The sequence below is a fragment of the Galbibacter mesophilus genome (assembly GCF_023721415.1).
In the GTDB taxonomy this organism is placed as follows: Bacteria; Bacteroidota; Bacteroidia; order Flavobacteriales; family Flavobacteriaceae; genus Galbibacter; species Galbibacter mesophilus.
Map to the genome: position 1 here is coordinate 997,797 of NZ_JAMQVC010000001.1, position 26,097 is coordinate 1,023,893.

Genomic DNA, 26,097 nt, shown 5'->3' on the forward strand with positions numbered 1-26,097 from the left:
TAGAATTAACAGCAATGACCAAATTTGACGTAATTATTATCGGTGCAGGAAGAGCTACCAACCTAGCCAGAAGTGCCGCCGCTAAAGGTAAAAAAGTAGCTATTATAGAGAAATCCGCATTTGGGGGTACGTGTCCCAATCGTGGGTGCATACCTTCTAAACTGCTCATCGGGCATGCCCATGTTATTAGAAGCATTAAAGAATCACAAAGGCACTTTATTTCAGCAAAAATAGAGAACATTGATACCCAAAAAATCTTCGATACCAACAATCAGTTTGTCAACTCCATTGGAGGTATCGTTGAAAACGGAATTCCAGACGAAGTAACTATCTATAAAGGTGAAGCCTCTTTTGTAGCAGACAAAGTGGTAACGGTAAATAATGAACAACTAACTGCCGAAACTATTATTATTGCTACTGGCGCAAGGCCACGCAAAACCATTCACGAAAAGGTATGGACAAGCGATACCTTGTTTCCTTTACATGAACCTTTGCCAAAATCCATAACCATTGTGGGTGGCGGATTTATAGGGGTAGAATTGGCGAACTTTTTTGATGCCATTGGCGTAAAAACCGTACTTATTGCAAGAGGTGCCGAACTACTGAAGCAGGAGGATAAAGATATCCAAGCCATTTTTAAAGAGGAATTCAGCAAAAATGTGGAAGTGCTATTTAATACGGAAGTGAAAAAAGCAACGCACAATGAAAAGGGGTTTACGCTTATTTTGAAAAACGAGAAAGGCGAGGAAATTACTCATGAAACGGAAGCAGTTATTGAAGCAACTGGACGTATACCAAACACGGAAGATTTAAAGCTGGAAAACACCAAGATTAATGTTACCAATAGGGGTTATATTGAAAAAAATGAATTTTGCGAAACCAGCGTTAAAGGTATTTATGCTGTGGGGGATGTAGCTAGCAAGTATGCTTTGCAACACATTGCCAGTCATGAGGTGGTGTATTTGGGCAAACTATTGTTTGATAACCATTCTGAGCCATTACAATATCCATACGTTCCGCATGCAGTGTTTTCAGACCCTGAAATTGGTAGCGTTGGAATTACTGAAGAAGAGGCCAAGGCACAAAATATAGAGTATGTTACGGCTATTACGCCATGGTCCAACAGTGCTAAAGCACGTTCCACCCGATTGGAGTATCCGCGTACTAAGTTTATTGTGGACCCAAACTCGCATAAAATATTAGGGTGTCACCTTATCGGTCCAGAGAGTTCAACCATTATTCATCAGGTGCTTGCCGTAATGCATATTGATAATGATATAAAACACTTAGGAAACATGATGCATATTCATCCTGCGGTAAATGAAGTTATCCTTGCCGGAGCTCGGGCAGTGATGAAGAAACTCAAGTAGGCACTATAAGAATTAGTTACAATAGTAGAATTAAGAAATCCGAGGGTATAACACTTTCGGATTTCTTTTATTTTCTTCGGAAGACAAATGTTTTCAGCAAGAAATAGTATCATTTATGAATTGATACTACTGTAGAACGAAACGATGTTAGACTTGTTTGGTATCGATAATCTTTACTGGGCAGGCCTGTTGTGCTTGCTTACAACCATCAAAAATACTGTCGTCAAAAGATTTCAGTGTAAAAAATCCTTTTTTATCCGTAGCACCCAACAACACCGATTTCCCGTCTTTTTTAGACATTTGGAATTGTTGTGGCGCAAGCTCCACACAGTAGTTGCAGCCAATACATTTATTCCTTTGAAGCGTAACTACTACCATTAAGATGCTACAATTTTATACAGTTTATCAGAAAGGCGTACTCTAAATTTAGTTGGAATTGTACAGGAATCTCCTTTCTTGGCAACCTCCAGTTTTTCATCGTTCACCATCATTTCCTCTAAGGTGAATTCCTCCACTCCCGTTGTAGGACCGGTAATAAGTAATTTATCGCCAAGCTTTATATCGTATGCTTCAATTTTAAACTCTGCAATGTTGCTCTTCGGAAAGAAATGCATGCCCTTTCCTACATATACTTTCTTCTGTGTGGCCTGAGAGCCTGGTCCGTCGCTCCACTCACCTAATTTCTGACCCAAGTAATAACCACTCCAAAAACCGCGATTGTACACTTTTTCAAGGGCTTTCATCCATTCTGCCACTTTTTCTTTAGTGTAAGTTCCTTCGTAATAGGCATCGATAGCCTCCCGGTAGGTTTTAATAACGGTTGCCACATATTCAGGAGCTCTTCCGCGGCCTTCAATTTTTAAAACCTTTGCACCCGCATCAATAACCTGATCTAAAAAATCAAGCGTACACAAGTCTTTTGGAGACATCATATATTCGTTATCGATTTCAATCTCAAACCCACTTTCTTGGTCGATAACGGTATATTTTTTACGGCAATTTTGTTTACAAGCTCCCCGATTAGCTGACGAATTGTGGGAATGTAAGCTGAGGTAACATTTACCTGAAACAGCCATACAAAGTGCGCCATGACCAAAAATTTCAATCTCCACCAAATTCCCCGAAGGCCCCTTAATTTGTTCTTTCTCTATTTGATTACAAATCTTTTTCACTTGGCGTAAACTCAACTCCCTACTCAACACCATGGTATCCGCGAAAAGTGCATAGAACTTTACCGTTTCAATATTGGTAATATTTATTTGTGTAGAAATATGAACTTCCATTTGTATCTGTCGCGCATAAGCTATTACCGCTTGATCCATGGCAATTACCGCAGTGATGTTGGCGGCTTTCGCAGCATCCAAAAGGGTTTTTATAATAGATAAATCGTGATCGTAAATAATAGTATTTAGGGTAAGATACGTTCGTACCCCTTTAGCTTCACAACGTTTGGCAATTTCCGGCAAGTCATCAATCGTGAAATTAATACTTGCGCGAGCACGCATATTTAACTGCTCTACCCCAAAATAAATCGAATCAGCTCCATTGGTAAGTGCTGCTTGCAGCGATTCAAAATTCCCCGCAGGCGCCATCAACTCTATATGTCCGTCTTTTTTCATCCGCTTAAAATTGCGGTGCAAAAATACACATAAAAAGAAATTTGATTTCTTAAACTACGTTAAAAATTGAGCCTTTAATATTGTATCTGTCTGTTTTTTAAATACTTCCCATTAAAAGCTGTGGTGCATACTGAATTGAAGTTGACTTTTTCCCCAGTTATTGGTGATTTGCTTCATCCAACCCAATTGAAACCTAATTGATTTGTTAAGCGTATATCCAAGTCCCAAATAGGTTCGGTTCCTGTCGAAATATTCTACCGTTCTTCCGTCACCAATATCTCTTTCCCCATTGATGAAAAGTTCGTTGTAAAAGGCAAAGTAATAGGTGTTTTTAACCAGTGAAGTGTTGTTAAAGGGCACATTTATAAAAAGATTGTAGCGATAGCGGGTTCTAAAATCCATGGATTCCACAAAGCGCTGTTCATAGCGGAAACGATGGGTGAGCAAAAAGCGTTTTCCCAGGGTATTGGAAAATAGCGCTTCTTGATAAATTCTATTCTCAATAACGGGGTCGTCTATTTCCGTTCCGTATTGACCTGTAGAGATGTTAGCATATCCAAGGGTAAACTTAACACCAGAATTCTCGGGAGTATAAGTTAGCCCCGACCTTAAGAGCAATTGTTCCCTATCTCCTAATCCGCGCCAATCCCGATACTGAAAATCTCCTTGAACACCCCAATTGGATTCTCCAAAATTCGTGCTATAAAAGTACATATACCAAGCGCCCAATTGGTTTTCATCTGGAAGTTGGGCATGTAATTGTTGAAAAAAGATTATGGTAAAAAGACAAAGTAGCTTTTTCATGGTGGCGCAAATGATTTGTTTTTTAAATATACAAAGCATTACGCACGGTTTCAAAAAAGGTTTGCTTTTATTCTGATATTAATGAGAGTATGATAAAGTTCCATGATGGGCTTCGACAGGCTCAAGCTGACAGCAATATTATTTAAACCCAAATAAGAACTAATTGAACAAACTATTAAAATTCATTACGAAAGAATAACTTCGGAAGAAATCAACTTACAACCTGCTGATTTCATTTTTTCCAAAGCCTTTTCCGAATCGTCAGACTTTACGTTTACCGCACGGATAGCATCGGTAATAACAAAGGTTTTGAAATTATGCTTTACGGAATCCAAAGCTGTGTTCAGCACACAATAATCAGTTGCGAGTCCGCTTACATAAACTTCGGTGATTTTGTTTTGCTGAAGGTACTTAGTCAAATTGATATTGGTTGCTTCAAAAGCAGAGTAGCCATCATCTTTAGTTCCCGTTCCTTTGTAGGCAATTTGATGGATGTTGCTAGTGTCTAAATCCTTATGAAATTCAGCTCCTTTCGTATTCTGTATGCAGTGATTTGGCCACTTTTCGAAATGCATCGTTTCTTCAGGATGCCAGTCTTTAGAAGCCACTACGATATCAAATTCCGCAGCTATTTTATTAATAACAGGCACTACTTCTTCCCCTCCTTTGGTAGCCAAGGCTCCACCGGTGCAGAAATCGTTTTGTACATCCACTATCAACAGCGCTTTCATCTTCTAGGTTTATTAAAGAGAGTAAAATAAAGAACCTGCCTGCCGGCAGGCAGGAAAGGCGGCTTATCTTATGAATTTTTTCGACCATGAAGTCGAAAAACCGTAATTAAAACTACGCGTCGCTTCATTCTTACGCTCCTGTTCTCGTAGCTTTTAATAACTATTCTACAGATAAGTGATTTTTAAAGTTCTAATAAACTTAAAAATCAATTTCAACTCCTTCGTTATAATCGATTTTGATAGAATCTTTTTCTTCTTCCGCTGGAGCGTCACAATCCACACGTATGCTCAACTCTTCCGGCGCTTCAAATTCTGACTTAGAAACTTCCAATTCTTCATCGGCATAACATTTCTTCATGTACGAGCCCCAAATAGGCAAGGCCATACTCGCTCCTTGTCCGTAAGTAATGCTTTTAAAGTGGATAGAACGATCATCACCACCTACCCAAACCCCGGTAACCAAGTTCGGTACCATTCCCATAAACCAACCATCACTTTGGTTTTGGGTAGTTCCTGTTTTTCCAGCAATGGGGTTGGTAAACTCGTATGGATATCCAGTAATAATCTCTTTGTAAAGTGTATTATTTACAGCCCAATTTCCACGTAATCTAGCTCCAGAGCCCGATTGTGTAACTCCTTCCATCAATTTAACGGTAGTATAGGCCACTTCTTTACTAAGCACATCCCGTGTCTCGGGCACCGATTCGAATAACACGGTTCCATTTTTATCTTCAATTCGGGATATCATTACGGGTTTTACATATACTCCTTGATTGGCAAAGGTCCCGAACGCTCCAACCATTTCGTAAACAGAAATATCAGGTGTTCCCAATGCAATGGATGGCACTGGTAGAATTGGTGCTTCTACTCCCATTCTTTTAATTAAATTCACCACGGGCTGAGGGCCAACTTTGTCCATCAAACGAGCGGTAACCGTATTTACCGAGTTCGCCAAAGCGTATTTTAAGGTGTACATATCTCCGGAATATTCTCCATTGGAGTTTTTAGGACACCAAGGTTCTATATTTCCATATTTATTAGCCTCAATACAAGTGTAAATATCGGGGAATTCATCACAAGGAGATAAATGCAATTGGTCAATAGCCGTTGCATACACAAAAGGCTTAAAAGTAGAACCTGCCTGTCTTCGCCCTTGTTGTACATGGTCGTATTGAAAATGTCTATAGTTTATACCTCCAACCCAAGCTTTTACGTGTCCTGATTGCGGTTCCATAGACATCATTCCAGTGTGTAAAAAGTATTTATAATATTTTATAGAATCCAAAGGAGACATTATAGTGTCTTTATCTCCTTCCCATGTAAATATTTCCATTGGGATTTTCTTTTTGAAAGAAGCGATAATTTCCTCATCGGATTTTTTCATGTCATACTTCATCTTTCTCCAACGTTCCGATTGACGGATTGAACGTTTATATACCGCATCAATTTCTTCAGGGGTGAGATCCAGAAATGGAGCCGTTGGATTTCTCTTATCGGTATTCTGTACGAAAAACTCTGCCTGCAATCGCTTCATATGTTCTTTTACAGCTTCCTCGGCATAATCTTGCATTCTGGAATCAATGGTAGTGAAAATTTTAAGTCCGTCTAAGTAGATGTTATACTTCTCACCATCGGGACGGTAATTTTCTTCCTTGGATGTCCAATTAAGTAACCAGTCTCTTAAGTACATTCTAAAATAGGTTGCAATCCCTTCGCGATGTGACTCGGGGTGATAATCAATCTCCAAAGGAATAGCAGTAAGCGAATCGCGTTCTTCTTCCGTTAGGAAATCATTTTTATACATTTGGTTGAGTACCACATTGCGTCTATTGCTAACTCCAACCGGATTCCTACGAGGATTATAAAGGGATGAGTTTTTAAACATCCCTACCAGCATGGCTGACTCTTCTACATTCAATTCTCCAGATTCTTTTCCAAAGTAAATACGTGCCGCCGAACGAATTCCATCAGCGTTATTTCCAAAGTCATAAATATTGAAATACATGGCAATAATTTCTTCTTTGGTGTATTGCCTTTCCAATTGCACTGCGATAATCCATTCTTTAATTTTTTGAATGATACGCTCTACGATATTATCTGAAACCTGTTCTGTAAATAGCTGTTTTGCTAACTGTTGGGAGATGGTACTAGCACCACCACGGGTTCCTAAAAATACGGCCGCGCGAAGTGTTCCCCACGCGTCGATACCAGAATGGTCGTAATAGCGTTCATCTTCCGTAGCAATTAAAGCACTTACCAAATGTTTTGGCAATTCTTCAAATTCTACGGGAGTTCTATTGTCGTTTAGATAATATTTTCCAAGCGTTTTACCATCAGAAGAAATAACTTCAGAAGCTAAATTGGTTTGTGGGTTTTCTAAAATTTCGAAGGATGGAAGCGCGCCAAATACGCCCCAAGAAGCCAATAAAAAAATAAGTACTACAAAAAGAACGCCTGCTGCAAACAGTCGCCAAAACCAAACGATATACTTTCTAAAACCCTGTGGCTTTTTATTTGTTTTTTTTGTTGATGCCTTTTTTGCCATTTTATTCGTTAGCTGTTTTTTCTATACTTATACCTACGTCTGTAATCCCCTTTAAAGATGATACGCCATTAATTTCCCCGTTTTTTCGCATCGCGTGCTCAACAGCAATATGGTAATCGCCCATATTTGGGAATACAACTTTCTCCTTGTACAACAATTTGTTTTCCTTAACGGAAGAAAATCCTTTCCCTAACCATTCGCCATTGGGTTTCGCCATTTCATATTCCAATGTATCAGAAACCGTTTTTCCATCGGGGAAATCCAGATTTACGATAAGAAATAAATTACTGAAAGGGTAATCATTATCGTTTCTAAGATTCAAAAAAATATTATAAGAATTAAGGGAATCGGGGGCTTGAAAACTAAAATCGATTATTTCGTCCATTTCCCAGCTTCCTTTTACCGATTGGTATTCACCATAAACTGTACCATTGTTACAAGCCAACAAAAGAATGGCTATAAAAAATAAAACAACGCTCTTATGCATTCTTGTTGGTTCTTTTTCTTTTGTTGTTGGTGCGTTTTTTCTTTTTTCTATTTCTACCCCTACTGTTTCTAGGTTTATCGAAACGGGTTAAACTATCTTGACCTACAACGTTTTCAAACGCCGTTTTAGTATCATCGGTTAAATCGAGTGCATATTCTTCTAAGCTGACCACTGGTTGCTTTTTCTTGTTTCGCTCGATAATTTCGTGTACTTGGTCGGTAGTAAGTACAAACCAATTTGCCCATTCTCCTTCGTAGGCATACCACATAATTTGCTTGAAAATGTCAATTTTTTGACAAACAGCTTCACCTTTTTCGGTTTTCAAACGGGTTTCTTGGTTTGGAAAATCTTTTAAAGCATCTAAGTAAGCATCTAGCTCGTAGTTTAAACAACACTTGAGTTTACCACATTGTCCAGCTAATTTTTGCGGATTTAAGGATAGTTGTTGGTAACGTGCCGAAGCCGTGTTTACCGAACGAAAATCGGTTAGCCAAGTAGAACAACAGAGTTCTCTTCCGCAGGAACCAATACCACCCAACCGAGCAGCTTCCTGCCGATAACCAATTTGGCGCATTTCGATACGCGTACTAAAGGCCCGAGCCATATCTTTAATAAGTTGACGGAAATCTACCCTTTCTTCTGCAGTATAGTAAAAAGTGGCTTTAGAGCCATCTCCTTGAAACTCAACATCTGATATTTTCATTTGCAGTTGAAGTCGGATTGCCAACTCACGGGAACGTTTCTGTACCTCCGGTTCGCGATCCCTAGCTGCTTGCCAGATATCAATATCTTTTTGGGAAGCTTTTCGGTAGATTTTAGGAAGATTCTCATCCTTATGATCTACTTTTTTCTTTTTCATTTGGACTTTTACCAATTCCCCCACCAACGTTACTACGCCTACATCGTGCCCCGGAGAAGCCTCCGTAGCCACCACATCGCCAATAGAAAGCGTTAGGTTTTCTTTATTTCTAAAAAATTCTTTTCTACTATTTTTGAATCTAACTTCTACACAATCAAAAGGTTCGTGACCATTGGGTAGCGACATATTAGAAAGCCAATCAAAAACGGTAAGTTTATTACAACCATCAGTTCCGCAAGTACCGTTATTCTTACACCCACGTGGTTGTCCATCCTTACCGGTTGAACAACTGCTACATCCCATAATTTTATATATTGAACCGAATGAGCTACAAAAAGTAGCTATTCGGTTATGGTTCATAAATGTTTTTTACTATCGTAAAGATAGTATTTTCAAATTAGTTTTAGTTAGAGTTTAGTTTTACCTAACTCTCTTTTTCATTTCTTTTGCTCGCTCAAAAGAAACGAAACAAAGAAAAAAGCGTCTTATCAAAGGAATTTTTTCGACCATAAAGTCGAAAAACCGTAATTGAAACTCCGCGTCGATTCGTACCTCATCTCCTGTTTTCGGAGCTTTCAATCACTATTCTACAGATAAGTTTTTTTGCTTCGCTCCTTTTCAAAAATTGTTATGGTAAAATAAACAAAGTTATTCCTTGAACTTTAAAACTTCCGATCTTCCTTTTTTGAAAATCAAATTGCTTACGCCTTTCCCTTTTCTAAGCGCTTTTTGTTCTTCGTAAGGCAATGCAATAATATCCATACAATCTGTAGAACAGCAATTGTTCATTTTTTCAGCACATTCTTCGCACTGAATGAAGAGCAAATGACAAGCCTCATTGGCACAGTTAACATGCGTGTCGCATGGTTTTCCGCATTGGTGGCAGCGTGCAATTACATCATCACTAATACGCTCTGCCCTGCGCTCATCAAAAACAAAGTTCTTTCCAATAAATTTATTCTCCAGCGCATTCTCTTCTACTTGACGCACGTAATTGATGATTCCACCTTCCAGTTGGAAAACATTCTTAAATCCTTTGTGTTTGTAGTAAGCGCTCGCTTTTTCACAACGGATGCCGCCTGTACAATACATCACCAAGTTTTTATCTTCCTTGTGCTCTTTTAAATCCTCTTCTATAATCGATAAAGAATCCCTAAAAGTATCTACATCTGGTGTGATCGCGTTTTTGAAATGACCTATTTCACTTTCATAGTGGTTTCGCATATCCACTAAAACCGTATTGGGGTCCTCAATAAGTTCGTTGAATTTGGCGGCGTTTACATGTTCGCCTTTGTTGGTAACATCAAAAGTGGCATCGTTGAGACCGTCTGCCAAAATTTTCTTACGCACTTTCACCTTCAGCTTTAAGAAAGAAAAGTTATCCTGTTCCACAGCAATATTAAGACGCACATTTTCTAAAAATGAAATAGAGTCAAGATGCGCTTTAAATGCATGAAAGTTATCTGCCGGTACCGAAAGTTGCGCGTTGATTCCTTCATGAGCTACATAGATACGGCCAAGCACATCCAGCTCATTCCAGTGAATGAACAAGTGGTTCCTAAAAATTTCGGGGTTTCCAATTTTTGCGTATTGATAGAAAGAGATTGTCAACCGGTCTTTTCCGGCTTCTTCAATAAGTTTAGCTCTTTCTTCTGCGCTTAAGTTATTGTACAGTTGCATGCTATACCAATATTTTAAGGTTAAAGAATTATTATTTTGCAAAAGTACTCCTTTTCAGCAGAAAACCCAATGCTTTGCAAAGTAACTACGCTTTAAGAGCGCTAATCACAGCTAATTTCACTAAAACTGTCAGTATTTACGGCCTCATTCTTATCCATTCCTTCCTTAAAGAGTACAAAGGCATCGATAGCATGGCCTTTCGATCTTGCCGAAACTTCCATGGTATATATTCCGGGATTGTCGAACTGAATAAAAATATCGTGCGCATCATGGTCGGAGGTGCGGGCTTGCCATTTAAACCCAAGGTCATTTCCGCTTCGGTATATTTTAAACCAACCATCTTTTGAGGCTCCTTTTGGATTCGGACTTTTGTTTCGGTCTTTTGGATAGACAAAACTTTCTCCCTTTTTTCCAAAGAAATCATCGGCGTCATCAAAACGCAACCAAGTGTCGTTATGCTCCGTGCCATTATCCCCAATGGTAACCGCAGAGTTCCATAAAAGTTGATACACTCCTGGTGTTTTGATATTTATTTTAAAAGTAGCTTTTCCTACGCCTGGTGTTCCCAAATTATCATTTCCTGTCCATACCATATATCCTTCACCGGAGTAGTTTTCTTCTGAAGAGCCTAATTCCCAATCGTCACCAAAAATGGCATTTTCAAACTCTACTTTTATCAAACCGTCTTTCTCCTGAAATACATATTTGGACACATCATTACATTCCGCTTGGGGTTGCTCGGGTTCAGGAATGGATGCTTCGGGTTCCTCTTCTAGGATTTCCTCATTATCTGAGGAGCATGAATGTAGGGCTATTGCTAAGAAAAGTAATAAAAAAGAGCTACCTGCAAGGCGCACCACAGAAGTGTACATTTTTTTCATAATGGTTCATTTAATAAGATTTTGGGTCTTTAGAACGTTAAAATAGTACAATTATTGTGGATTATGGGAGTTCTTAAAAAGCTCCCAATGAAAATAGACTAAAAGTTTGTTTTTCGATATGTAAAAAAGGTGACAAGTGAGAAAATTAACACTAACAAGATTCTTCCAAATAAATAGCCGTAGCCATAGTCGGTCAATCTACTGAAATCGAAGATTACAATTTTTAAAACGTGCAGTAGTAGTAGTATTGAGATAAAAAGGAATAAATAAAAAAGAAGCTTCTTCATTTAAAATATTTATTAAAAAAGGGTAGGATAAAATCCCACCCTATATTCTACTAAAAATTATTTAGTAACTGTAGTTGTTGTAGGTGTGTAAATTCCAAAAGTAAGCGCCGAAACCAGCCCGTTTACAAAGGTCTGTCTGGTGTGAACGGTGTAATCTTCCGCTCCATCTGCTAATTTTTTAGAATCCGAAACTCCAACTGGCGCTAAACCATAAATAACGTAGTGATTCCACGCTGTTTTTTGATTGTAGCCTTGTGCTCCTTGTCCAACAGTACTTGTGTAAGAATAGCACGAAGTAAACAACATAGAAACTGCGAAAATTGCAGTAAGTAATCTTAGGGATTTCTTAATCATTTGATTGGTATTTAAAATTAATTTAGGGGCGAATATAGTAGAAAAAAATCTATTAATAAATATTATTTTTTAAAGTGCTAAATTTCAGAAATGTAGAAAATAGGATTTTGATTCCAGTTTTACCAACCTTAATTAAGAAACCCCTTATATTTGCAAAAAATTGACAGTAATAATGAGTAAAATACGGATTACCAAACAGTTTAACTTTGAAACCGGTCATGCCCTATATGGTTACGACGGGAAGTGCAAAAATGTACACGGACACAGCTATAAGTTGTCGGTAACTGTTATTGGAAGTCCCATTACCGATACATCGAACGTAAAGTTTGGGATGGTGATTGACTTTGGTGACCTTAAGAAAATTGTAAAGGAGGACATTGTAGATGTCTTTGATCATGCAACTGTTTTCAATAAAAACACCCCTCACGTTGAACTTGCTGAAGAGCTCTCCAAACGTGGACATCATGTGATTTTAGTGGATTATCAGCCTACCAGCGAAAATATGGTCATAGATTTTGCTGAAAAAATAAAGAAGCGCTTGCCTGAAAATATTGACCTACATTCTTTAAAGTTACAAGAAACAGAAACTTCGTTTGCGGAGTGGCATGCAGCTGATAATGCATAGGTGATAAAAAAACAATATATATTTGCTTTCTAAAACCAACAAATGAATATTTCCGAAGGAAAAAAAATATATTTCGCTTCCGATAATCACCTAGGCGCACCCTCCAGAATGGCAAGTGCCGAAAGGGAAAAGAAATTTGTTGCTTGGTTGGATGAAATTAAAGAAGATGCGGCCGCTATTTTTTTATTAGGGGACCTTTTCGATTTTTGGTTTGAATACAAAACCGTTGTTCCTAAGGGATTTACAAGAACTTTTGGAAAGTTGGCTGAAATTACCGACGCCGGAATTCCCATGTATTATTTCGTAGGAAATCACGACCTATGGATGAACGGTTATTTTGAAGAAGAATTGAACATCCCCGTGTACCACACCCCACAAGAATTTACCTTCAACGATAAGAAATTTTTAATAGGACACGGCGACGGGTTAGGCCCGGGCGACAAAGGGTATAAGCGAATGAAAAAAGTATTCACCAATCCAATTGCTAAATGGCTTTTTAGATGGCTTCATCCCGACTTGGGAGTTAAGTTGGCCCAATATCTTTCCGTAAAAAACAAATTAATTTCGGGAGATGAAGATATTAAGTTTTTAGGGGAAGACAACGAATGGCTTGTACAATACTGCAAACGCAAATTGGAAACGGAACATCGGGATTATTTCGTTTTTGGGCATCGACACCTGCCAATGGAAATCCCATTAAATGATAGAAGCACCTACGTTAATCTTGGCGATTGGATTCACTACTATACCTATGCAGAGTTTGACGGTGAAAAAATGCGACTAAAAACCTTTAAAGATTAGTCTTACTTTTTAACTACAAATAAGTGATGGTTAAATCCATCCGGTCCAAAAAAATCTACCATCTTTAGGTCATGAAAAACAAAGGGTTTTCTTTCTACACTCCGAAAGCCTATTTCTAGCATTGTTTCTTTTAGTTGCTCTCCGTGGATAGCGAAATGGTCTACCAATAACTGTTTGTTTGGCAATGTTACGTACCCTGGAACCAAATCCCACAATTTGGGTATTTCTCCCTCCGCAACATTTGGTTTATAGCAGTACGATGTCAAAGATTTTAACTGTTCCATTTTGGCTTTACTGTACTTATAATCATGAGTGATATCCAAAAAAACAAGTGTGCCGCCTTCTTTTAGGTTTTTATAAATATTCTGGAAAGCTGCCTTTAGCACATCTACATTAGGAATAAAATGAAAAGAATACATGCAAGTTACCAAATCGAATGGCCCGTATGGTTGTTGTTTCACAGTATACGCATCGTCCACAACAAACTCGATGTTCCTGTAAGGGTGCTTTGCTTTCGCTATTTCTATTTGCGATTCGCTAATATCAAGCCCTAAAACATACGAAGCTCCCAATATACCCATCGCTGCAGATAAATTGCCATTTCCACAGCCAATATCAAACACTTTACTTCCTTTTATGTTTATTTCCTGTTGCGCATAAAACAAGATACTATTTGGGAACATGTTATAATATTCCTGGGTAGTACATGAATCATAAACCTGCGAAAGGTTTTCTGAAAAAGTAGTGTTGTTTAATTTCATCGAGCCTTAGTTATGTATGAATTGTAACTACTCACCAGAAATGTCAGCACTTGATGGTCCACACCTCCCGTAAAATCTATATCAGAAAGCTTTAAAACAGCCCCTTTCCAATGGTCATTTTTCCAAAATCCATAGGGCAACTGACCCAAACCGTCTGTTGGAATTCCCCCTCCACCAACGGCATAGAGAGCGGTATAAAAGTAGGGTTCGTTGCTTACTTCGTCTGCTGGACTAAGTCCGGAGTAGTGAAAATTCTCACCCATTCGGGTTGCAACACCTGTATCGAAATTGGTTGGCCAAATTGGGTGTTCGCTATTCTCTTGGATTTCATTTAAAAACTCCTTCAATTTTTCATTTGCCAATGCTCGTAAAGCGCCCCAAGTTTCTAGCGATTCTTCTGTAGGTTGACCCATTATTCCTTCGGAAGAAATAACGTGTTGATGTTTAAAATAAATTCGGGAAGCAAAGCCGTTGATATTTAATGTCTTTGCTGTTAAAATCATCTCCAATTGATAAATAATTTCTGGCAAAGGCATCTTTGCTACTGGAACTCTAGCAAGGGAATTATTGCTCGCGTCCAATAAGATAAACTCCCAATGTTCTAACGAAAAAACGAACCGCAGTTCACTTTCATTAACAAGAAAAGACCTGCCCTCCAGCCATTTTTCAGTGTCTTTACAAGTAAAATTAGAATGACTGTCATCGGCTTTGGTATTGACCAATTGATGTCCTAAGGCGCCCAAAATTCTTCCTATGTTATGCAATACTTGGTCGGTATGCATATATTCTTTTATACCTTCGGTATTGTTTAATTTTAATAGCATGGTTCGGATATATTACGTTTACGGGTTTTGCTTAAAATCCTAAAACCTCATCAACAAGAATTAAGTGGATGTCTCGTTTACGGGTTTCCTTTTCAAAAATTAGAATTTTACCAAGGGTAGTTCCTTTTTTAAATCCAATACGCTTCATGCGCTCATTTTCCAGCGGAATTACATAATCGTGAATTCGTTGAATCCCTTCTTCCAAATCTTTTACTACTTTCTGTGTTCCAGCTACCAAAATGATGTGCTTGCTTGGATAGGCTATGGCTGCTATTTGATTGCCCATCCCAGAAGCTATAATCAATTGACCTGATTGTGTGATGGCATGTACACTTTGTATGTTATAATCTGCCAACACACTTTCCCTTCGGAGTTCTTCACGTTTTAAATGATCCACTTCGGTAAAAAGGTTATCCTTGAAATTTTTCCATGGATGTTTTTTTTGCTTCAATATTTCAATGAAACCAATCTCGTGTAGTGTTTCCGAAGACCCTGTTGCGATTTCAGCATTTTCAGGAATAACATTCTTAATTGCCGCCAGTGCTTCCTCCTTGGTAGCCACCCGATGCGGAATTATATTTCGCTTCTTTAAATTTTCCACTAACGTATTTAAAACAGCTTCCGAAGCGAGTTCCGTAAATTTTTTCATAATCCCCCTTTTTTAATGCATATGCGCTTTAAAACTATCCTTAGCATTTTCTACTACTTTGGCAATTTTTGCTTCTTCTACATCATGTATTTCGGCGATTTCTTTTGGAGAGAGTTTCCCAAAAACACTTAGATCCACAATATTCGAAACGCATTCGGGCAATAGATTGTAGAACCTTCCTACGGTTTCGCTATCGGAATGATATACTTCGTTGTGCAAGTTGAAATCGTTAATAACAGCTTTATTGGAATCTTCATCCGTGTAAACTTCATCAAAGTTGTTTTGCTGATTTTTGTTGTAAGAAATATCATCCAAATCTTTGTACAAGATCGTTTCGTTATCGGCATCCACAAAAAATTCTATTTCCAAGGACTGAAGCTCACCCTTCAAAAAATCATCAGAATTTTCCGTGTTTGAGTTTTCAATTTCCTTCGCGAGCGTATCCTTTAAAACTTCATTTACCGTTTTAAAAAGTAGAATTTTACTATTTGATGACTCCTTCTCGGTTCTATCTTCATACATCTTCAGAATAGCATCATCGATAATACCTGTAGAGTTATACAGATTCTTTGGCAAAATCCCTTTGCTTTCAGCAACGTGCAGACGGTGCTTTACATACGGATGCAAATACTCCATATAAGACAAAATGCTGTTGTCAAACGCATTCAGGTTTTCTTTTCCTTTTAATTCGTTTAATGATTTCATGGTTTTTCAATTTAAATTTTCCAAATCCTGAATGAATAATGGGCTCATTCAAACTTTCACACCCCCTTTGCTTGGCACTTATTTGAAGTTCGATAAATAAACCCTGCACCATATTTTGTTTTCAGCGTTACCAAAACAAATAGATGCAGGGTTCATGGCAGTATAGTTGCAATTAGTTTTCTAAAGGGAAATAATTCCGTAGGCACCTACTTTTGGAAGTTGGGTAGCTGTGTAATAACCAACCTTGGAAAGCTTGTTGTTTTTCTGGTTTACCTTAAAAACCATTACAGCACCTTCGTTTCCAATAAGCTGATACAAGTATCTACCTGACTGGCTTAGGTATAAATCACTGAAAAACTTTGTTTCGCTTTTATCTTTAAAAGTGGTTCCATTGGATAACTCAATATCTCCTTCGCTTTCTATAGCATAAGAAGAAATAGAACTTGAAAGGGCGTTGGCTGCCCATAAGGTGTTTCCATCCTTAGAAACTTCTACCCAGCAATTTGCTATTTGCCCACCTTCTTTTGCTGATCCCGTTTTAACATCCGGAGAAACCAAGGTTATACTTCCTTTTTCATCGATAACATAGGAAGAAGTGGAACCTGTTTGCCAAGAATATTTTGGAGATTGCGGCACCTTTCCTGCCTCTTCGCGCAACATTCCTTTGTTGTTTAAGAAACGTGCTTCGGAAACCAAAACAATGTTGTTTCCGTTTTTATTTACAATATCAAAACCAACAGGAATAGGAAGCCATCTTCCGTTTGGTGCATCGTGTGGAGATCCGATAGAGGAAACAGGCTTTTCAGACAAATTCCCTTTGGCGGTTACTTCAAATACTTTTACTAGACCTGTTACCAATTCATTTACAACCAAAAACTTTCCGTCTGGTGTAAATGCCACGCAAGAAGGTCTTGCATTTAAATTACGTGTTGAATTTTCAATAGGTGTTAACTTTCCATTGATATCAATCGTGTAACCTGTTATATTTCCACTAAAAGGCGGTGTTTTTCCATCACCTGCACTTGCTACATAAATAACTTTACCATAAGTAGCAATGCTAAGTGGGTGAATGTCCCCTGCTTTTTCTTTATCAGCGAAAGTTAACGACTTATCTGCATTCACTTTTAAAGAACTTATACTGGCATCGCCTGAATTAACCACTAAAACAAAAGAATTGTCTTGTGTTTTCTGAATACCGTAAGCAGAAATAAGTGGGTCCACTCCATCCTTTAAAGGATGTGTGTTGTCGTAACCCCAATCAAATATTTCGATATTGCCTGTTCCTTTTCCTTGGGTAGGGTATTCTCCAAGCATGGTCAACGAACCATCCTGATTTTGATTAAAGGCTACAATTGAATTTTCGGAAGCGTTGTTTGTGGCCACATATACTGTTTCCGTTTGACTTGGCGCTTTTCTTATAGGATTTACTTCTTCCGCTTGTTTACTTGCATCAGTTGTATTGAAAACCGATGCTATTGATAATATTATTGATAAAAACATTTATATCTAGTTTTAAGTTGATTAGAAAGATTAACTACAAATACTAAAACTCGTAGCCGATGTGAATTCCTGTCATGAGTTTAAAATGTTCCCCAAATTGCGCCCCTATTACTGGACCGGTATGCCATCCTGAATTACCGAAAAAATAGTTGTATTCAGCCTCTAAAGTAAAGGCCACCTCCGTATCCCGGTGCGAGTTTGGCATAATAAAGGTTGGACCAGCATTTATAGTTAAGAACGTCCAAGGCTTGTGGCTGACCAATGCAGAGAGTTCATGCCCGATTCTACCAGAATCTTCATAAACTATTGCATAAGCCCCACCAAATGCCCATTTGTGGGATGTCCAATAGGTAATCAAAAACTCATTGCCTAATTCAAAATCGCCGTTTTCAGGAGTGTAGAACGATACTCCCGTTAGAACGGCTTCGAGTCCAGGCTTATGTTCTTTTTCCTCACTGTGCTCTTGGGCGCTAACATTTGAAAAAAACATGATGAGAAATACAAAGACGATTAAAATACTATTCTTCATGATGTGCATTATTGTATTGTTTAAATCCAATTCCCATCCGGCTGAGCATCTTCTTCTGCATGTTTAAAAAAAACTTTTGCTGTCCGAAGAGCGTGCCCACAACAACAAGCAACAGTTGATAAACAATAAACATGAGCAAAATTCGGACTGGCCAGAACACAAAAGCGCTAACATTCTCTTCAAGCCCTACTAAATTCATTATTGGTTTTACCAATGCTACTGCTAAAGACCCATTAATCGAGAATACAATCAAGATTGTTGCCAGTTGCAGGTTGCTTTGGATATTCCATTTTTCTTTAAGCTTTTTCAAAATAGATCGGTATTAAAAATTAATTTTTAGACAATTATTTGCTATCTACCAAGTTATTTTGGAAGGGATTATTTTGGGTTTTGGCAATAGTAATTGTAAGCATACACTCAAAAATGTTATTCTTGAGCGTATGCTTAACTAGGTCAATAAATTATAGTAATGGTATTTATTATAGATCGGCTTCTGCCACTCTTTCCGCTGTATTCTCTGGTACGGTATTCTTACCTGCACCTTTAGCAGCACGTAGTACTGGATAGTACTGAGTAAATACGAAGTCATCTTCTGCATTCGCATCGTGGCATGCTACACAAGATGCTACTGGAAGTTTTGGAGAAGTATCCTTCAAAATTCCATCGGAAGGGCTTGTAAAACTAAAAATAGCCCAGTTTCCAGGTTCATCTGGAAAATGCTCTTTACTTTTCACAGAAGCTTCCAAACCAATAAACTCACCCATGAAGTAACCTTTTCCACTCACGGCGGCTGTAGAACCTACACTTACTAATTCCTTTACAAGAATAGTTCCTTCACGAAACTTGCCCGTTTCTTTGTAATGCTCGTAACTTACAGGATCGATGTAAACATTGTGCATTTCCGGGAACGGAGCTTTCCCATTGTTCAAATCGTTTGGTGTTACTGGAGTTCCCACAAACACCCATGTACGATAATTCTCAGGACGCTCTAGCTCTCCCTTAGAATTCATTGTAAAGTAAGATACTGTTGTGTATTCGTCGCTACTCTTAGTCGTTGCAGACGCAGTATCCATTTCTTTTTTTGCCTCTCCGCCTTGCCTACAAGACTGAAGAGCAAACACCGCAAACAAAGCGGCTCCGGCCAATTTTAAATAACCTCCTTTTTTCATGTTATTACAGTTTAGATTAATTTTCGTTCTTCTTAAGTCGTTTTAGTTCTTAAATGGATATTCTGTTCTTACCATATCTCTCCCTATACCATGGCAACTATAGCAGCCAACTACTCCATTCCCCATAGCGGCAATATCGTCTGGATTGTCATTGGAAGTAACTTCATACCAAAACCATCCTTTTCCTCCATCTGTTTTGTCGGATGTTTTCACCATGACAGCCCAGCCCATTGGACTCTCATTTTCATCGTACATTTCTTTAACAATTACAGATCCTTTTGGGTGCTCTGCATTCTTATCATCCAGAGATTTGGCTAAAACATCATTAATAAACACCTTTACCGGTAGGTTTAATTTCTGGTGAGGCCCTAAAGACGGGTGTAATTCTTTCTCTTGAGTTTCAAAATCTCTGTACTTCCCTTCTTTCAGATAAGCAAATAGTTCATTCTTGCTCAATGGAATATCAAGATTTAATCCTTCTGGAGTTTCCGCAGTTGGATCCCAAATTGAAGTCTTTGGCTTTTTTTCCATTTCCTTCTCCTCCACTTTTTGGACAGTGCTTGCAGGAGTTTTTTCTTTTTCAGATTCATTTTTTTCCTGTTTACACGAATAGAAAGAAATCGCTAAACACAGTGCTAAATAGAATTTGTTTTTCACATTTATCTTCATAAATAATAAATTTGAAGTTTATTTACTACATTATATAAAGCTAATGTACAAATTAATACCACACAGCAATCGCATATTGAGAAAAAAATATATTTTAATGAGATTTAAAACTGTTCTAAATAAAATAGCTTATTAAATGTTTGTTTTTCAGTTAGTTAAAATTTTAGCGTAGATATTAATCAGTAGTTATCTGCGATAAAAAACATCTAATATATATATAATAAGCGTTTTTAAGGGCAAAATATTCGTCATAAAATGTCTTTTTACAACTAATTCTGATAAAAAAACACCCATTTTCTTACTTTTTAATACAGATTTATAATCGAAAAAATAGAATGAAAGCGGTAAAATAGTTGAAATTAATTACCGTTTACCATTGCGCTGACTGCCCAATTTATTCTTTAAAGTGTAGTGGGAAAATTTAGAAAGAAGTTTTTCCAGCTTGGGGTCAATATAAGTTTTGCAGAAAGGCTTGTCAGGATTGCTATAATAATAATTATGAAATATTTCTTCAGAAGCATTAAACTCATGAAAATCCAACACTTCGGTAACCAAATCTTCTGCAAAATCAGACTGAAGTGCCGTTAAAAATTCTTTGGAAGCTATCCTCTGTTCTTTAGAAAAACCGTAAATCGCTGAGACATACTTGTCCCTTCGGCTATGGTTTACCGTACTTTTATGGGTATGAAGATGTATCTCAATCAATGTTTTTAGGGAAACTTCATCCTCATTAAAGTGCACTATAACACCTTCAGAAAAAAATTTTTTATTTTCTTTTGCTGAAATAAACCCCTGCTCAACTGTATCAACACCTATCAAGGACTGAAAAACGGCTTCCATGCACCAGTAGCAGCTTCCGCTAAATGCTATTTTCATTGTCCTCTAATTAGCCACTTGTTCTACTGTTACACCTTTCCAAAAGGCAACATAATTTTCTATATGTTTTGCGGCTTCCATTGGATTTGGATAATACCAAGCCGCATCTTTGTTGGTTTCCCCATTCACTTCAAGAGAATAGTAAGATGCTTTTCCTTTCCAAGGGCAAGACGTGTGGGTTTCGGTTGTTTTAAAATATTCCTTATTTATACTTTCGGCCGGGAAATATTGGTTCCCTTCCACTTCTTGGGTAGCATCACTTTCTGCAATCACTACACCATTCCAAACAGCTTTAAATTTCATAACAAAATTTCTAAAGTGTGATTAAAGTTTTGCGGCAAACTTAATTTGGAAGACAACGTTTAATCGCCATTGAGGTCAATTCCACCCCAAACCACAGAAAATTTTTCACAGTGGATAACTAGCGACTGGAAATCTTCCAATCTAACTCCCTCCGGAAGTTTATATTGCTGACTCCCTTTATTGGATTTAAGTTCGGCTATGAACACCCCTCCTTGCTCATGAATCGCATCACGATCCTTAATCTCGGTGATGTGCACGGGGGAGAGATACAATTTTAATTCTGGTCCCGGTAGGGTATTAAAGTTTCCTCCGAGTTTAAACAAGTAACTTCCGTCGTTTTCAACGATAGACCAGCTTCCCTTTACGGAATATACTTTCCCTACCCAGCTATTCCCATCTTGGGAGTAGCTACAAAGACTGGTGACTACCAGTAACAGAAAGGTTATTAAAAAGTTTTTCATTTCTAAAAGATTTGGTTAAGAACTACATGATAACATAGAACATCCCACTTTATGGCGTGCCCATTCAGGGCGTTTGGCAAACCACTTTTCATGTTTGGACTGTTCTTCATAAGGGTTTTTCAATATTGTATATAACTCGTTTATCAAGGAATAATTGCCTTTATCTGCTTCATCTATTGCTAATTGAGCCATATAATTCCTTAAAACATATTTCGGATTTACAGCATTCATCTTTTTCGCACGTTCATCATTTCCCAGCATTTCTAACTGTAAACGCTTCTTATATTTCTGAAACCATTCTTTCCATTTGAATTCAATTTCCCCTTTTAAATCTTCTGGATTGTAAAAAGAATCTTGAACAATTCGGATTCCATCGTCATCACTCGGAGTAAATTTACTTAAATTTCTGAAAAATATCGTCATGTCTGTTTCAGAAAGCTCTAAATTTTCTTCCAGTTCCAAAATTAATTTAGCGTCACCGTCTTCATTAATAAACAATCCTAGTTTACTTCTCATCATTTCTAAAGACTTCTCTTCAAAGTCGGACTTGTAACTTTCCAATATTGATTCCAACGGCTTTGCTTCTTCAACTAGCGGATATATAGCATTTGCTAACTGATACAAATTCCATAACCCAACGTTCGGTTGATTTCCAAATCGGTATCTTTTATTAACAGCATCGGTGGTGTTGGGCGTCCAACCGAAATCGAAACCTTCCAACCAACCATAAGGCCCATAATCTATAGTCAGTCCTAAAATGGACATGTTATCCGTATTTAAAACGCCATGCACGAATCCTACGCGCTGCCAATGAACAACAGTTTCTAACGTTCTTTTCGCCACCTCATCAAAAAATTTGATATAGGTTTCCTTACTTGGGTCGCCCAAATGTGGATAAAAATGACGTATTGTGTAATCGGCAAGCTTTTTCAGGTTTTCATGATCACCTCGCGCTGCAAAAATCTCAAAATTCCCAAACCGGATGAAGGAAGGTGCCACCCTACAAACAATGGCCCCCTTTTCATACCCCGGATTTCCATCGTATAAGACGTCCCTTAATACTTTATCTCCTGATATTGCCAAAGAAAGTGCTCTTGTTGTTGGAACACCCAGATGGTACATGGCCTCACTGCACAAATATTCCCTAATGGAAGATCGCAACACTGCCAATCCATCTGCCGACCTAGAATAGGGAGTTTCTCCGGCACCTTTCAACTGCAAAGCCCAACGCTTATTGTTGTGTACTACTTCTCCCAAATTAATGGCGCGACCATCGCCCAATTGTCCGGCCCAATTCCCAAATTGGTGTCCGCCATAAACCATGGCATAAGGTGCTGTATTTTCCAGCACCTCATTACCAGTAAAAATTTTTAAAAACCTTTCTGAATTTTCATCCCCATGTTGCAAACCTATTTCCTGCAACATCTCTTCTGAAACATGGATAATTTCAGGAGAAGACGTTTTTTTAGGCGTAACATAAGAGAAGAAGGCATTTTTTACTTGCCTTCTTGAATTCTCTAAAATAGGATCTGCTGTGAGCTCTTCAGAAAAAGTGTTGTTTATATTTAATTTCAAACCTGTCAAATTTCTATTTTTAAGCAACCGATTTTTTCAATTTCTCGGCATACATTTTTCTAAATTTAGCCAATTTAGGGTCAATCATCACGGTACAATAGCCTTCTTGCCTATTGTTTCTATAATAATTTTGGTGGTAATCTTCCGCTTCATAAAAAGTACCGATTTTGCTAACTTCTGTCATAATCGGATTTTTAAAATAGGGAGCAATTTGCTCAATGACCACTTCTGCAATTTCCTTTTGTTCTTCCGAATGATAATAAATTACCGAACGGTACTGAGAACCCATATCTGCCCCTTGTCTATTTAAGGTCGTGGGATCATGGGTTGTCATGAAAATCACTAATAAATCTTCATAAGCCACCACTTCAGGATTAAAAGTAACCTGAATTACCTCTGCGTGCCCCGTTAGCCCCGAGCAAACTTCGCGGTAGGTAGGTTTTCCCGGAGCAATGCCGCCAGTGTATCCCGACACCACTTTTTCTACGCCCGCTACTTCCTGAAAAATAGCTTCCGTACACCAAAAGCATCCGCCACCAAAAGTAGCTACTGCTAAATTATTCTTGCTCATTTGTTTCCCTTTCTAATTGTATGGATTCTGAATTAACACAATAACGCAAACCACTTGGCTCTGGACCGTCTGGAAAAACGTGCCCTAAATGAGCATCACAAGTGTTACACATAACCTCAACACGCACCATTCCAAAGGTGTTATCTTTTTCATATTTAATGGCGTTTTCTTTTATCGGCTGAGTAAAACTAGGCCATCCTGAACTGGAATTGTACTTAATGGTCGAATCAAACAACGGTGTGTTACAACAAATACAGTTGTATTTTCCCGCATCGTAAATAGAACAAAGCGCTCCTGAATGTGCCATTTCGGTTCCTTTTAAGCGTGTAATTCTAAATTGTTCTGGAGTTAGAAGCTCTTTCCATTCCGCTTCCGTTTTTTCTACTCTTCTATCGGGAGTTGGGTTTCCTTTTACCGAAAAATTAATAACATCTTTCCAAGTTAACATACGTTGGTGTCCTTTCTTATTTTAATTAATAATGTTTTTATTGAAAACTGTACCCAGAATTTTTTGATACAACTATATAGTCGATTTTAGAATGAATTCCTTACAACTTTCAATAATATTCTATTTTTTCTGAAAAATTTATTCTTAAATAAAAGGTAATTTACTGAAGAACTTACAAAGCCCCCAAAAATTGAAGTACTATTTAACCAAAAGTTTAAGTTGGGCAGGTGCTATCGCAAGTTATTTTATGTCTTTAACCCTCAATTGAAGGGAAACCGTTCCATTCCACTCATTTTCGTCGAGGTTGTACACTGCGGCAAAAAAAGGTTTATTTTTAATTTCAGAAAGCTTTTCACCTAAGTTGAAACCTATACCACCAATTACAGGACTTCCATTTTGGGAAACGGATACTTTTAAATGTTTGTCATCTTGACCCACGCATTTTGTATAGCCACTGTCTTTTAAACCTTGCGTTAAAAATACCGGAGCCAAATTTCCAGGACCGAACGGGGCAAATTGCTTTAAAATACGGTAAAATTTTGGCGTTATATCCTTTAGGTCGATTTCAGCATCGATAAGGATTTCCGGTGTAAGCAACTTTTTATCAATTGTTTCTGAAACTATTTTTTCAAACTTCGTTTTAAAAAGTGGGTACTGTTCTGGCTTCAAAGTTAAACCTGCGGCATATTTATGCCCGCCAAATTGTTCCAAACAATCTTCGCAAGCTTCAATGGCATTGTAAACATCAAAACCTTTCACCGATCGCGCGGAAGCTGCCAATTTCTCCCCACTTTTAGTAAATACCAAAGTAGGGCGATAATAAGTTTCCGTTAAACGTGAAGCCACTATACCAATAACTCCTTTGTGCCAAGACTCGTTAAAAACTACGGAAGTAAAATTTTTTTCTTCTTTGTTTTCTTCAATTTGAAGCAGCGCTTCTTTCGTTATTTCTTGGTCTTTACTTTTTCTATCTGCATTAAAATCTTCAATTTCTTCAGCAAATAAAACAGCGATATTGATATCTTTTTCAGTAAGCAATTGCACGGCATGAAGTCCGTGTTTCATCCTTCCGGCAGCATTAATTCGTGGCGCCACCACAAAAACAACGTCGGTAATGGTGAGTTCTTTCTTTAGTTGCTTGGTAATCGCTTTTATCCCCGGTCTTGGGTTTTTATTAATCACTTTTAATCCGTAATAAGCCAACACACGATTTTCGCCAGTTATGGGCACAATATCGGCACCGATGGCTGTGGCCACTAAATCCAAATAAGGAACCAAATCTAAAATAGTTTCGCCCTGTTTGGTGCCTAAAGCCTGAATTAACTTAAACCCAACACCACAACCGCAAAGTTCGTCGTACGGATAATTACAATCATCCTGTTTTGGGTCGAGCACCGCAACGGCATCTGGAATAATTTCACCCGGACGGTGATGGTCGCAAATGATAAAATCGATGCCTTTTTCTTTGGCATAGGCTACTTTGTCTACCGCTTTTATCCCGCAATCCAATGCAATAATGAGTGAAAAACCATTATCATCTGCAAAATCGATTCCTTGATAGGAAACGCCGTATCCTTCTTCGTAGCGATCTGGAATGTAAGTGGCAACATTGGGATACTTTTCCAATAAGTAAGATGACATTAAAGAAACAGCGGTGGTGCCATCAACATCATAATCACCGTAGACCAAAATGTTTTCACCTTCCGCAAAGGCTTTTTCAATTCTAGCTACTGCCTTGTCCATATCTTTCATAAGAAACGGATCGTGAATGTCGTCTAACGACGGACGAAAGAATTTTTTGGCGTCTTCAAAAGTGGAAATTCCTCGCTGTAAAAGCAATGAAGCAATAATGCTATTCACCCCCAAGGCTTCGGAAAGTGCCTTGATAGTTTCTTTATCCGGGGATGCTTTTACTGTCCAACGGGTCATTATTCGTCTTTATTGATTCTTGATATTTCCGTAGCGTTTATTGTCAGGCCGAGCATGTCGAAGCCTATTAATAGTCTTGGGTGGT

Annotated in this window: 29 protein-coding genes; 3 read left to right on the top strand and 26 right to left on the bottom strand. The window is 38.1% G+C overall.

What is annotated here, in order from left to right; genetic code table 11:
• The first annotated feature begins 14 nt into the window (after nucleotides 1-14).
• Nucleotides 15-1,370 (top strand): dihydrolipoyl dehydrogenase family protein, encoded by a 1,356-nt coding sequence (locus tag NDQ75_RS04280; RefSeq protein ID WP_202028151.1) that lies wholly within the window; start codon nucleotides 15-17, stop codon nucleotides 1,368-1,370.
• Between the two features lie 147 nt (nucleotides 1,371-1,517).
• Here the strand turns inward: NDQ75_RS04280 and NDQ75_RS04285 are convergent, their stop codons facing one another.
• The 10 genes from NDQ75_RS04285 to NDQ75_RS04330 all read right to left on the bottom strand — a co-directional run bounded on the left by NDQ75_RS04285 (nucleotide 1,518) and on the right by NDQ75_RS04330 (nucleotide 11,617).
• Nucleotides 1,518-1,748, bottom strand: a complete 231-nt coding sequence (locus NDQ75_RS04285; RefSeq protein WP_202028153.1) for a ferredoxin — start codon at nucleotides 1,746-1,748, stop codon at nucleotides 1,518-1,520.
• The gene (locus NDQ75_RS04290; RefSeq protein WP_202028154.1) at nucleotides 1,748-2,989 is read right to left on the bottom strand and encodes a peptidase U32 family protein; all 1,242 of its coding nucleotides are present in this window, start codon (nucleotides 2,987-2,989) and stop codon (nucleotides 1,748-1,750) included. Before NDQ75_RS04290 ends, NDQ75_RS04285 begins: the two co-directional genes overlap by 1 nt.
• 111 nt (nucleotides 2,990-3,100) lie before the next feature.
• Entirely contained in the window at nucleotides 3,101-3,793 is a 693-nt protein-coding gene (locus tag NDQ75_RS04295; protein ID WP_202028156.1) for a DUF2490 domain-containing protein, read from the bottom strand.
• A 185-nt stretch (nucleotides 3,794-3,978) separates the two neighbouring features.
• The gene (locus NDQ75_RS04300; protein WP_202028158.1) at nucleotides 3,979-4,524 is read right to left on the bottom strand and encodes a nicotinamidase; all 546 of its coding nucleotides are present in this window, start codon (nucleotides 4,522-4,524) and stop codon (nucleotides 3,979-3,981) included.
• A 199-nt stretch (nucleotides 4,525-4,723) separates the two neighbouring features.
• Nucleotides 4,724-7,069, bottom strand: coding sequence for a penicillin-binding protein 1A (locus NDQ75_RS04305; RefSeq protein WP_202028159.1), 2,346 nt, complete (start codon nucleotides 7,067-7,069; stop codon nucleotides 4,724-4,726).
• A gap of 1 nt (nucleotide 7,070) precedes the next feature.
• On the bottom strand, nucleotides 7,071-7,556 hold the full coding sequence (locus NDQ75_RS04310; protein ID WP_202028162.1) for a gliding motility lipoprotein GldH: 486 nt from the start codon (nucleotides 7,554-7,556) through the stop codon (nucleotides 7,071-7,073).
• Nucleotides 7,549-8,718 carry a PSP1 domain-containing protein gene (locus tag NDQ75_RS04315; RefSeq protein WP_202028163.1) on the bottom strand — a complete coding sequence of 390 codons (1,170 nt, stop codon included), beginning with the start codon at nucleotides 8,716-8,718 and terminating at the stop codon, nucleotides 7,549-7,551. The genes NDQ75_RS04310 and NDQ75_RS04315 overlap by 8 nt, the downstream gene beginning before the upstream one ends.
• A gap of 345 nt (nucleotides 8,719-9,063) precedes the next feature.
• Nucleotides 9,064-10,095, bottom strand: a complete 1,032-nt coding sequence (gene trhO, locus NDQ75_RS04320; protein ID WP_202028165.1) for an oxygen-dependent tRNA uridine(34) hydroxylase TrhO — start codon at nucleotides 10,093-10,095, stop codon at nucleotides 9,064-9,066.
• 101 nt (nucleotides 10,096-10,196) lie between these two features.
• On the bottom strand, nucleotides 10,197-10,976 hold the full coding sequence (locus NDQ75_RS04325) for a carbohydrate-binding protein (protein WP_242513655.1): 780 nt from the start codon (nucleotides 10,974-10,976) through the stop codon (nucleotides 10,197-10,199).
• Nucleotides 10,977-11,320: 344 nt separating this feature from the next.
• On the bottom strand, nucleotides 11,321-11,617 hold the full coding sequence (locus NDQ75_RS04330; RefSeq protein ID WP_242513656.1) for a Bor family protein: 297 nt from the start codon (nucleotides 11,615-11,617) through the stop codon (nucleotides 11,321-11,323).
• A gap of 172 nt (nucleotides 11,618-11,789) precedes the next feature.
• Between NDQ75_RS04330 and NDQ75_RS04335 the strand changes: the two genes are divergently transcribed.
• Together NDQ75_RS04335 and NDQ75_RS04340 are read left to right on the top strand one after the other, a co-directional pair.
• Complete coding sequence (locus NDQ75_RS04335; protein ID WP_202028167.1) at nucleotides 11,790-12,242, top strand: 6-pyruvoyl trahydropterin synthase family protein; 453 nt, start codon at nucleotides 11,790-11,792, stop codon at nucleotides 12,240-12,242.
• Between the two features lie 42 nt (nucleotides 12,243-12,284).
• A complete protein-coding gene (locus NDQ75_RS04340) occupies nucleotides 12,285-13,043 on the top strand; it encodes a UDP-2,3-diacylglucosamine diphosphatase (RefSeq protein ID WP_202028169.1) in 759 nt (252 codons plus the stop codon).
• 2 nt (nucleotides 13,044-13,045) lie between these two features.
• Here the strand turns inward: NDQ75_RS04340 and NDQ75_RS04345 are convergent, their stop codons facing one another.
• The 16 genes from NDQ75_RS04345 to recJ form a co-directional block, all read right to left on the bottom strand.
• On the bottom strand, nucleotides 13,046-13,804 hold the full coding sequence (locus NDQ75_RS04345; protein WP_202028170.1) for a class I SAM-dependent methyltransferase: 759 nt from the start codon (nucleotides 13,802-13,804) through the stop codon (nucleotides 13,046-13,048).
• Nucleotides 13,801-14,628 (bottom strand): hypothetical protein, encoded by an 828-nt coding sequence (locus NDQ75_RS04350; RefSeq protein WP_202028172.1) that lies wholly within the window; start codon nucleotides 14,626-14,628, stop codon nucleotides 13,801-13,803. The genes NDQ75_RS04345 and NDQ75_RS04350 overlap by 4 nt, the downstream gene beginning before the upstream one ends.
• A 31-nt stretch (nucleotides 14,629-14,659) precedes the next feature.
• Entirely contained in the window at nucleotides 14,660-15,277 is a 618-nt protein-coding gene (locus NDQ75_RS04355; RefSeq protein WP_202028173.1) for a lactate utilization protein, read from the bottom strand.
• A 12-nt stretch (nucleotides 15,278-15,289) separates the two neighbouring features.
• Complete coding sequence (locus tag NDQ75_RS04360) at nucleotides 15,290-15,982, bottom strand: hypothetical protein (protein WP_202028175.1); 693 nt, start codon at nucleotides 15,980-15,982, stop codon at nucleotides 15,290-15,292.
• 180 nt (nucleotides 15,983-16,162) lie between these two features.
• Complete coding sequence (locus NDQ75_RS04365; RefSeq protein WP_202028177.1) at nucleotides 16,163-17,482, bottom strand: lactonase family protein; 1,320 nt, start codon at nucleotides 17,480-17,482, stop codon at nucleotides 16,163-16,165.
• Between the two features lie 43 nt (nucleotides 17,483-17,525).
• On the bottom strand, nucleotides 17,526-18,011 hold the full coding sequence (locus NDQ75_RS04370; RefSeq protein WP_202028179.1) for a hypothetical protein: 486 nt from the start codon (nucleotides 18,009-18,011) through the stop codon (nucleotides 17,526-17,528).
• Entirely contained in the window at nucleotides 18,001-18,321 is a 321-nt protein-coding gene (locus NDQ75_RS04375) for a DUF6787 family protein (protein ID WP_202028180.1), read from the bottom strand. The genes NDQ75_RS04370 and NDQ75_RS04375 overlap by 11 nt, the downstream gene beginning before the upstream one ends.
• Before the next feature lie 169 nt (nucleotides 18,322-18,490).
• Nucleotides 18,491-19,180: a cytochrome P460 family protein gene (locus NDQ75_RS04380; protein WP_202028182.1), complete on the bottom strand. Its 690-nt coding sequence runs from the start codon at nucleotides 19,178-19,180 to the stop codon at nucleotides 18,491-18,493.
• Nucleotides 19,181-19,222: 42 nt separating this feature from the next.
• Nucleotides 19,223-19,849: a cytochrome P460 family protein gene (locus tag NDQ75_RS04385; RefSeq protein WP_202028184.1), complete on the bottom strand. Its 627-nt coding sequence runs from the start codon at nucleotides 19,847-19,849 to the stop codon at nucleotides 19,223-19,225.
• 363 nt (nucleotides 19,850-20,212) lie between these two features.
• Entirely contained in the window at nucleotides 20,213-20,725 is a 513-nt protein-coding gene (locus tag NDQ75_RS04390; RefSeq protein WP_202028185.1) for a peptide-methionine (S)-S-oxide reductase, read from the bottom strand.
• A gap of 6 nt (nucleotides 20,726-20,731) precedes the next feature.
• Complete coding sequence (locus NDQ75_RS04395; protein WP_202028186.1) at nucleotides 20,732-21,028, bottom strand: DUF427 domain-containing protein; 297 nt, start codon at nucleotides 21,026-21,028, stop codon at nucleotides 20,732-20,734.
• A gap of 59 nt (nucleotides 21,029-21,087) precedes the next feature.
• The gene (locus NDQ75_RS04400) at nucleotides 21,088-21,489 is read right to left on the bottom strand and encodes a DM13 domain-containing protein (RefSeq protein WP_202028187.1); all 402 of its coding nucleotides are present in this window, start codon (nucleotides 21,487-21,489) and stop codon (nucleotides 21,088-21,090) included.
• A gap of 15 nt (nucleotides 21,490-21,504) precedes the next feature.
• A complete protein-coding gene (locus tag NDQ75_RS04405; RefSeq protein ID WP_202028190.1) occupies nucleotides 21,505-23,064 on the bottom strand; it encodes a protein adenylyltransferase SelO in 1,560 nt (519 codons plus the stop codon).
• A 19-nt stretch (nucleotides 23,065-23,083) separates the two neighbouring features.
• The gene (msrA, locus tag NDQ75_RS04410; RefSeq protein ID WP_202028192.1) at nucleotides 23,084-23,635 is read right to left on the bottom strand and encodes a peptide-methionine (S)-S-oxide reductase MsrA; all 552 of its coding nucleotides are present in this window, start codon (nucleotides 23,633-23,635) and stop codon (nucleotides 23,084-23,086) included.
• Nucleotides 23,622-24,083 carry a peptide-methionine (R)-S-oxide reductase MsrB gene (gene msrB / locus NDQ75_RS04415; RefSeq protein WP_202028193.1) on the bottom strand — a complete coding sequence of 154 codons (462 nt, stop codon included), beginning with the start codon at nucleotides 24,081-24,083 and terminating at the stop codon, nucleotides 23,622-23,624. The genes msrA and msrB overlap by 14 nt, the downstream gene beginning before the upstream one ends.
• Before the next feature lie 240 nt (nucleotides 24,084-24,323).
• Entirely contained in the window at nucleotides 24,324-26,012 is a 1,689-nt protein-coding gene (recJ, locus tag NDQ75_RS04420) for a single-stranded-DNA-specific exonuclease RecJ (protein WP_202028194.1), read from the bottom strand.
• Nucleotides 26,013-26,097 lie beyond the last annotated feature (85 nt).

Excerpts from the sequence above, each read along its gene's own strand:
- NDQ75_RS04300 (WP_202028158.1), bottom strand. The coding sequence starts at position 4,524 with ATGAAAGCGCTGTTGATAGTGGATGTACAAAACGATTTCTGCACCGGT.
- NDQ75_RS04355 (WP_202028173.1), bottom strand. The coding sequence starts at position 15,277 with ATGAAAAAATTTACGGAACTCGCTTCGGAAGCTGTTTTAAATACGTTA.
- NDQ75_RS04380 (WP_202028182.1), bottom strand. The coding sequence starts at position 19,180 with ATGAAAAAAGGAGGTTATTTAAAATTGGCCGGAGCCGCTTTGTTTGCG.
- NDQ75_RS04370 (WP_202028179.1), bottom strand. The coding sequence starts at position 18,011 with ATGAAGAATAGTATTTTAATCGTCTTTGTATTTCTCATCATGTTTTTT.
- NDQ75_RS04350 (WP_202028172.1), bottom strand. The coding sequence starts at position 14,628 with ATGCTATTAAAATTAAACAATACCGAAGGTATAAAAGAATATATGCAT.
- NDQ75_RS04365 (WP_202028177.1), bottom strand. The coding sequence starts at position 17,482 with ATGTTTTTATCAATAATATTATCAATAGCATCGGTTTTCAATACAACT.
- NDQ75_RS04335 (WP_202028167.1), top strand. The coding sequence starts at position 11,790 with ATGAGTAAAATACGGATTACCAAACAGTTTAACTTTGAAACCGGTCAT.
- NDQ75_RS04325 (WP_242513655.1), bottom strand. The coding sequence starts at position 10,976 with ATGAAAAAAATGTACACTTCTGTGGTGCGCCTTGCAGGTAGCTCTTTT.
- NDQ75_RS04400 (WP_202028187.1), bottom strand. The coding sequence starts at position 21,489 with ATGAAAAACTTTTTAATAACCTTTCTGTTACTGGTAGTCACCAGTCTT.
- msrA (WP_202028192.1), bottom strand. The coding sequence starts at position 23,635 with ATGAGCAAGAATAATTTAGCAGTAGCTACTTTTGGTGGCGGATGCTTT.
- NDQ75_RS04295 (WP_202028156.1), bottom strand. The coding sequence starts at position 3,793 with ATGAAAAAGCTACTTTGTCTTTTTACCATAATCTTTTTTCAACAATTA.
- msrB (WP_202028193.1), bottom strand. The coding sequence starts at position 24,083 with ATGTTAACTTGGAAAGATGTTATTAATTTTTCGGTAAAAGGAAACCCA.
- NDQ75_RS04345 (WP_202028170.1), bottom strand. The coding sequence starts at position 13,804 with ATGAAATTAAACAACACTACTTTTTCAGAAAACCTTTCGCAGGTTTAT.
- NDQ75_RS04315 (WP_202028163.1), bottom strand. The coding sequence starts at position 8,718 with ATGGGATGTAGCAGTTGTTCAACCGGTAAGGATGGACAACCACGTGGG.
- NDQ75_RS04280 (WP_202028151.1), top strand. The coding sequence starts at position 15 with ATGACCAAATTTGACGTAATTATTATCGGTGCAGGAAGAGCTACCAAC.
- trhO (WP_202028165.1), bottom strand. The coding sequence starts at position 10,095 with ATGCAACTGTACAATAACTTAAGCGCAGAAGAAAGAGCTAAACTTATT.
- NDQ75_RS04385 (WP_202028184.1), bottom strand. The coding sequence starts at position 19,849 with ATGAAGATAAATGTGAAAAACAAATTCTATTTAGCACTGTGTTTAGCG.
- NDQ75_RS04305 (WP_202028159.1), bottom strand. The coding sequence starts at position 7,069 with ATGGCAAAAAAGGCATCAACAAAAAAAACAAATAAAAAGCCACAGGGT.
- NDQ75_RS04290 (WP_202028154.1), bottom strand. The coding sequence starts at position 2,989 with ATGAAAAAAGACGGACATATAGAGTTGATGGCGCCTGCGGGGAATTTT.
- NDQ75_RS04310 (WP_202028162.1), bottom strand. The coding sequence starts at position 7,556 with ATGCATAAGAGCGTTGTTTTATTTTTTATAGCCATTCTTTTGTTGGCT.
- NDQ75_RS04285 (WP_202028153.1), bottom strand. The coding sequence starts at position 1,748 with ATGGTAGTAGTTACGCTTCAAAGGAATAAATGTATTGGCTGCAACTAC.
- NDQ75_RS04390 (WP_202028185.1), bottom strand. The coding sequence starts at position 20,725 with ATGAAAATAGCATTTAGCGGAAGCTGCTACTGGTGCATGGAAGCCGTT.
- NDQ75_RS04330 (WP_242513656.1), bottom strand. The coding sequence starts at position 11,617 with ATGATTAAGAAATCCCTAAGATTACTTACTGCAATTTTCGCAGTTTCT.
- NDQ75_RS04340 (WP_202028169.1), top strand. The coding sequence starts at position 12,285 with ATGAATATTTCCGAAGGAAAAAAAATATATTTCGCTTCCGATAATCAC.
- NDQ75_RS04395 (WP_202028186.1), bottom strand. The coding sequence starts at position 21,028 with ATGAAATTTAAAGCTGTTTGGAATGGTGTAGTGATTGCAGAAAGTGAT.
- NDQ75_RS04360 (WP_202028175.1), bottom strand. The coding sequence starts at position 15,982 with ATGAAATCATTAAACGAATTAAAAGGAAAAGAAAACCTGAATGCGTTT.
- recJ (WP_202028194.1), bottom strand. The coding sequence starts at position 26,012 with ATGACCCGTTGGACAGTAAAAGCATCCCCGGATAAAGAAACTATCAAG.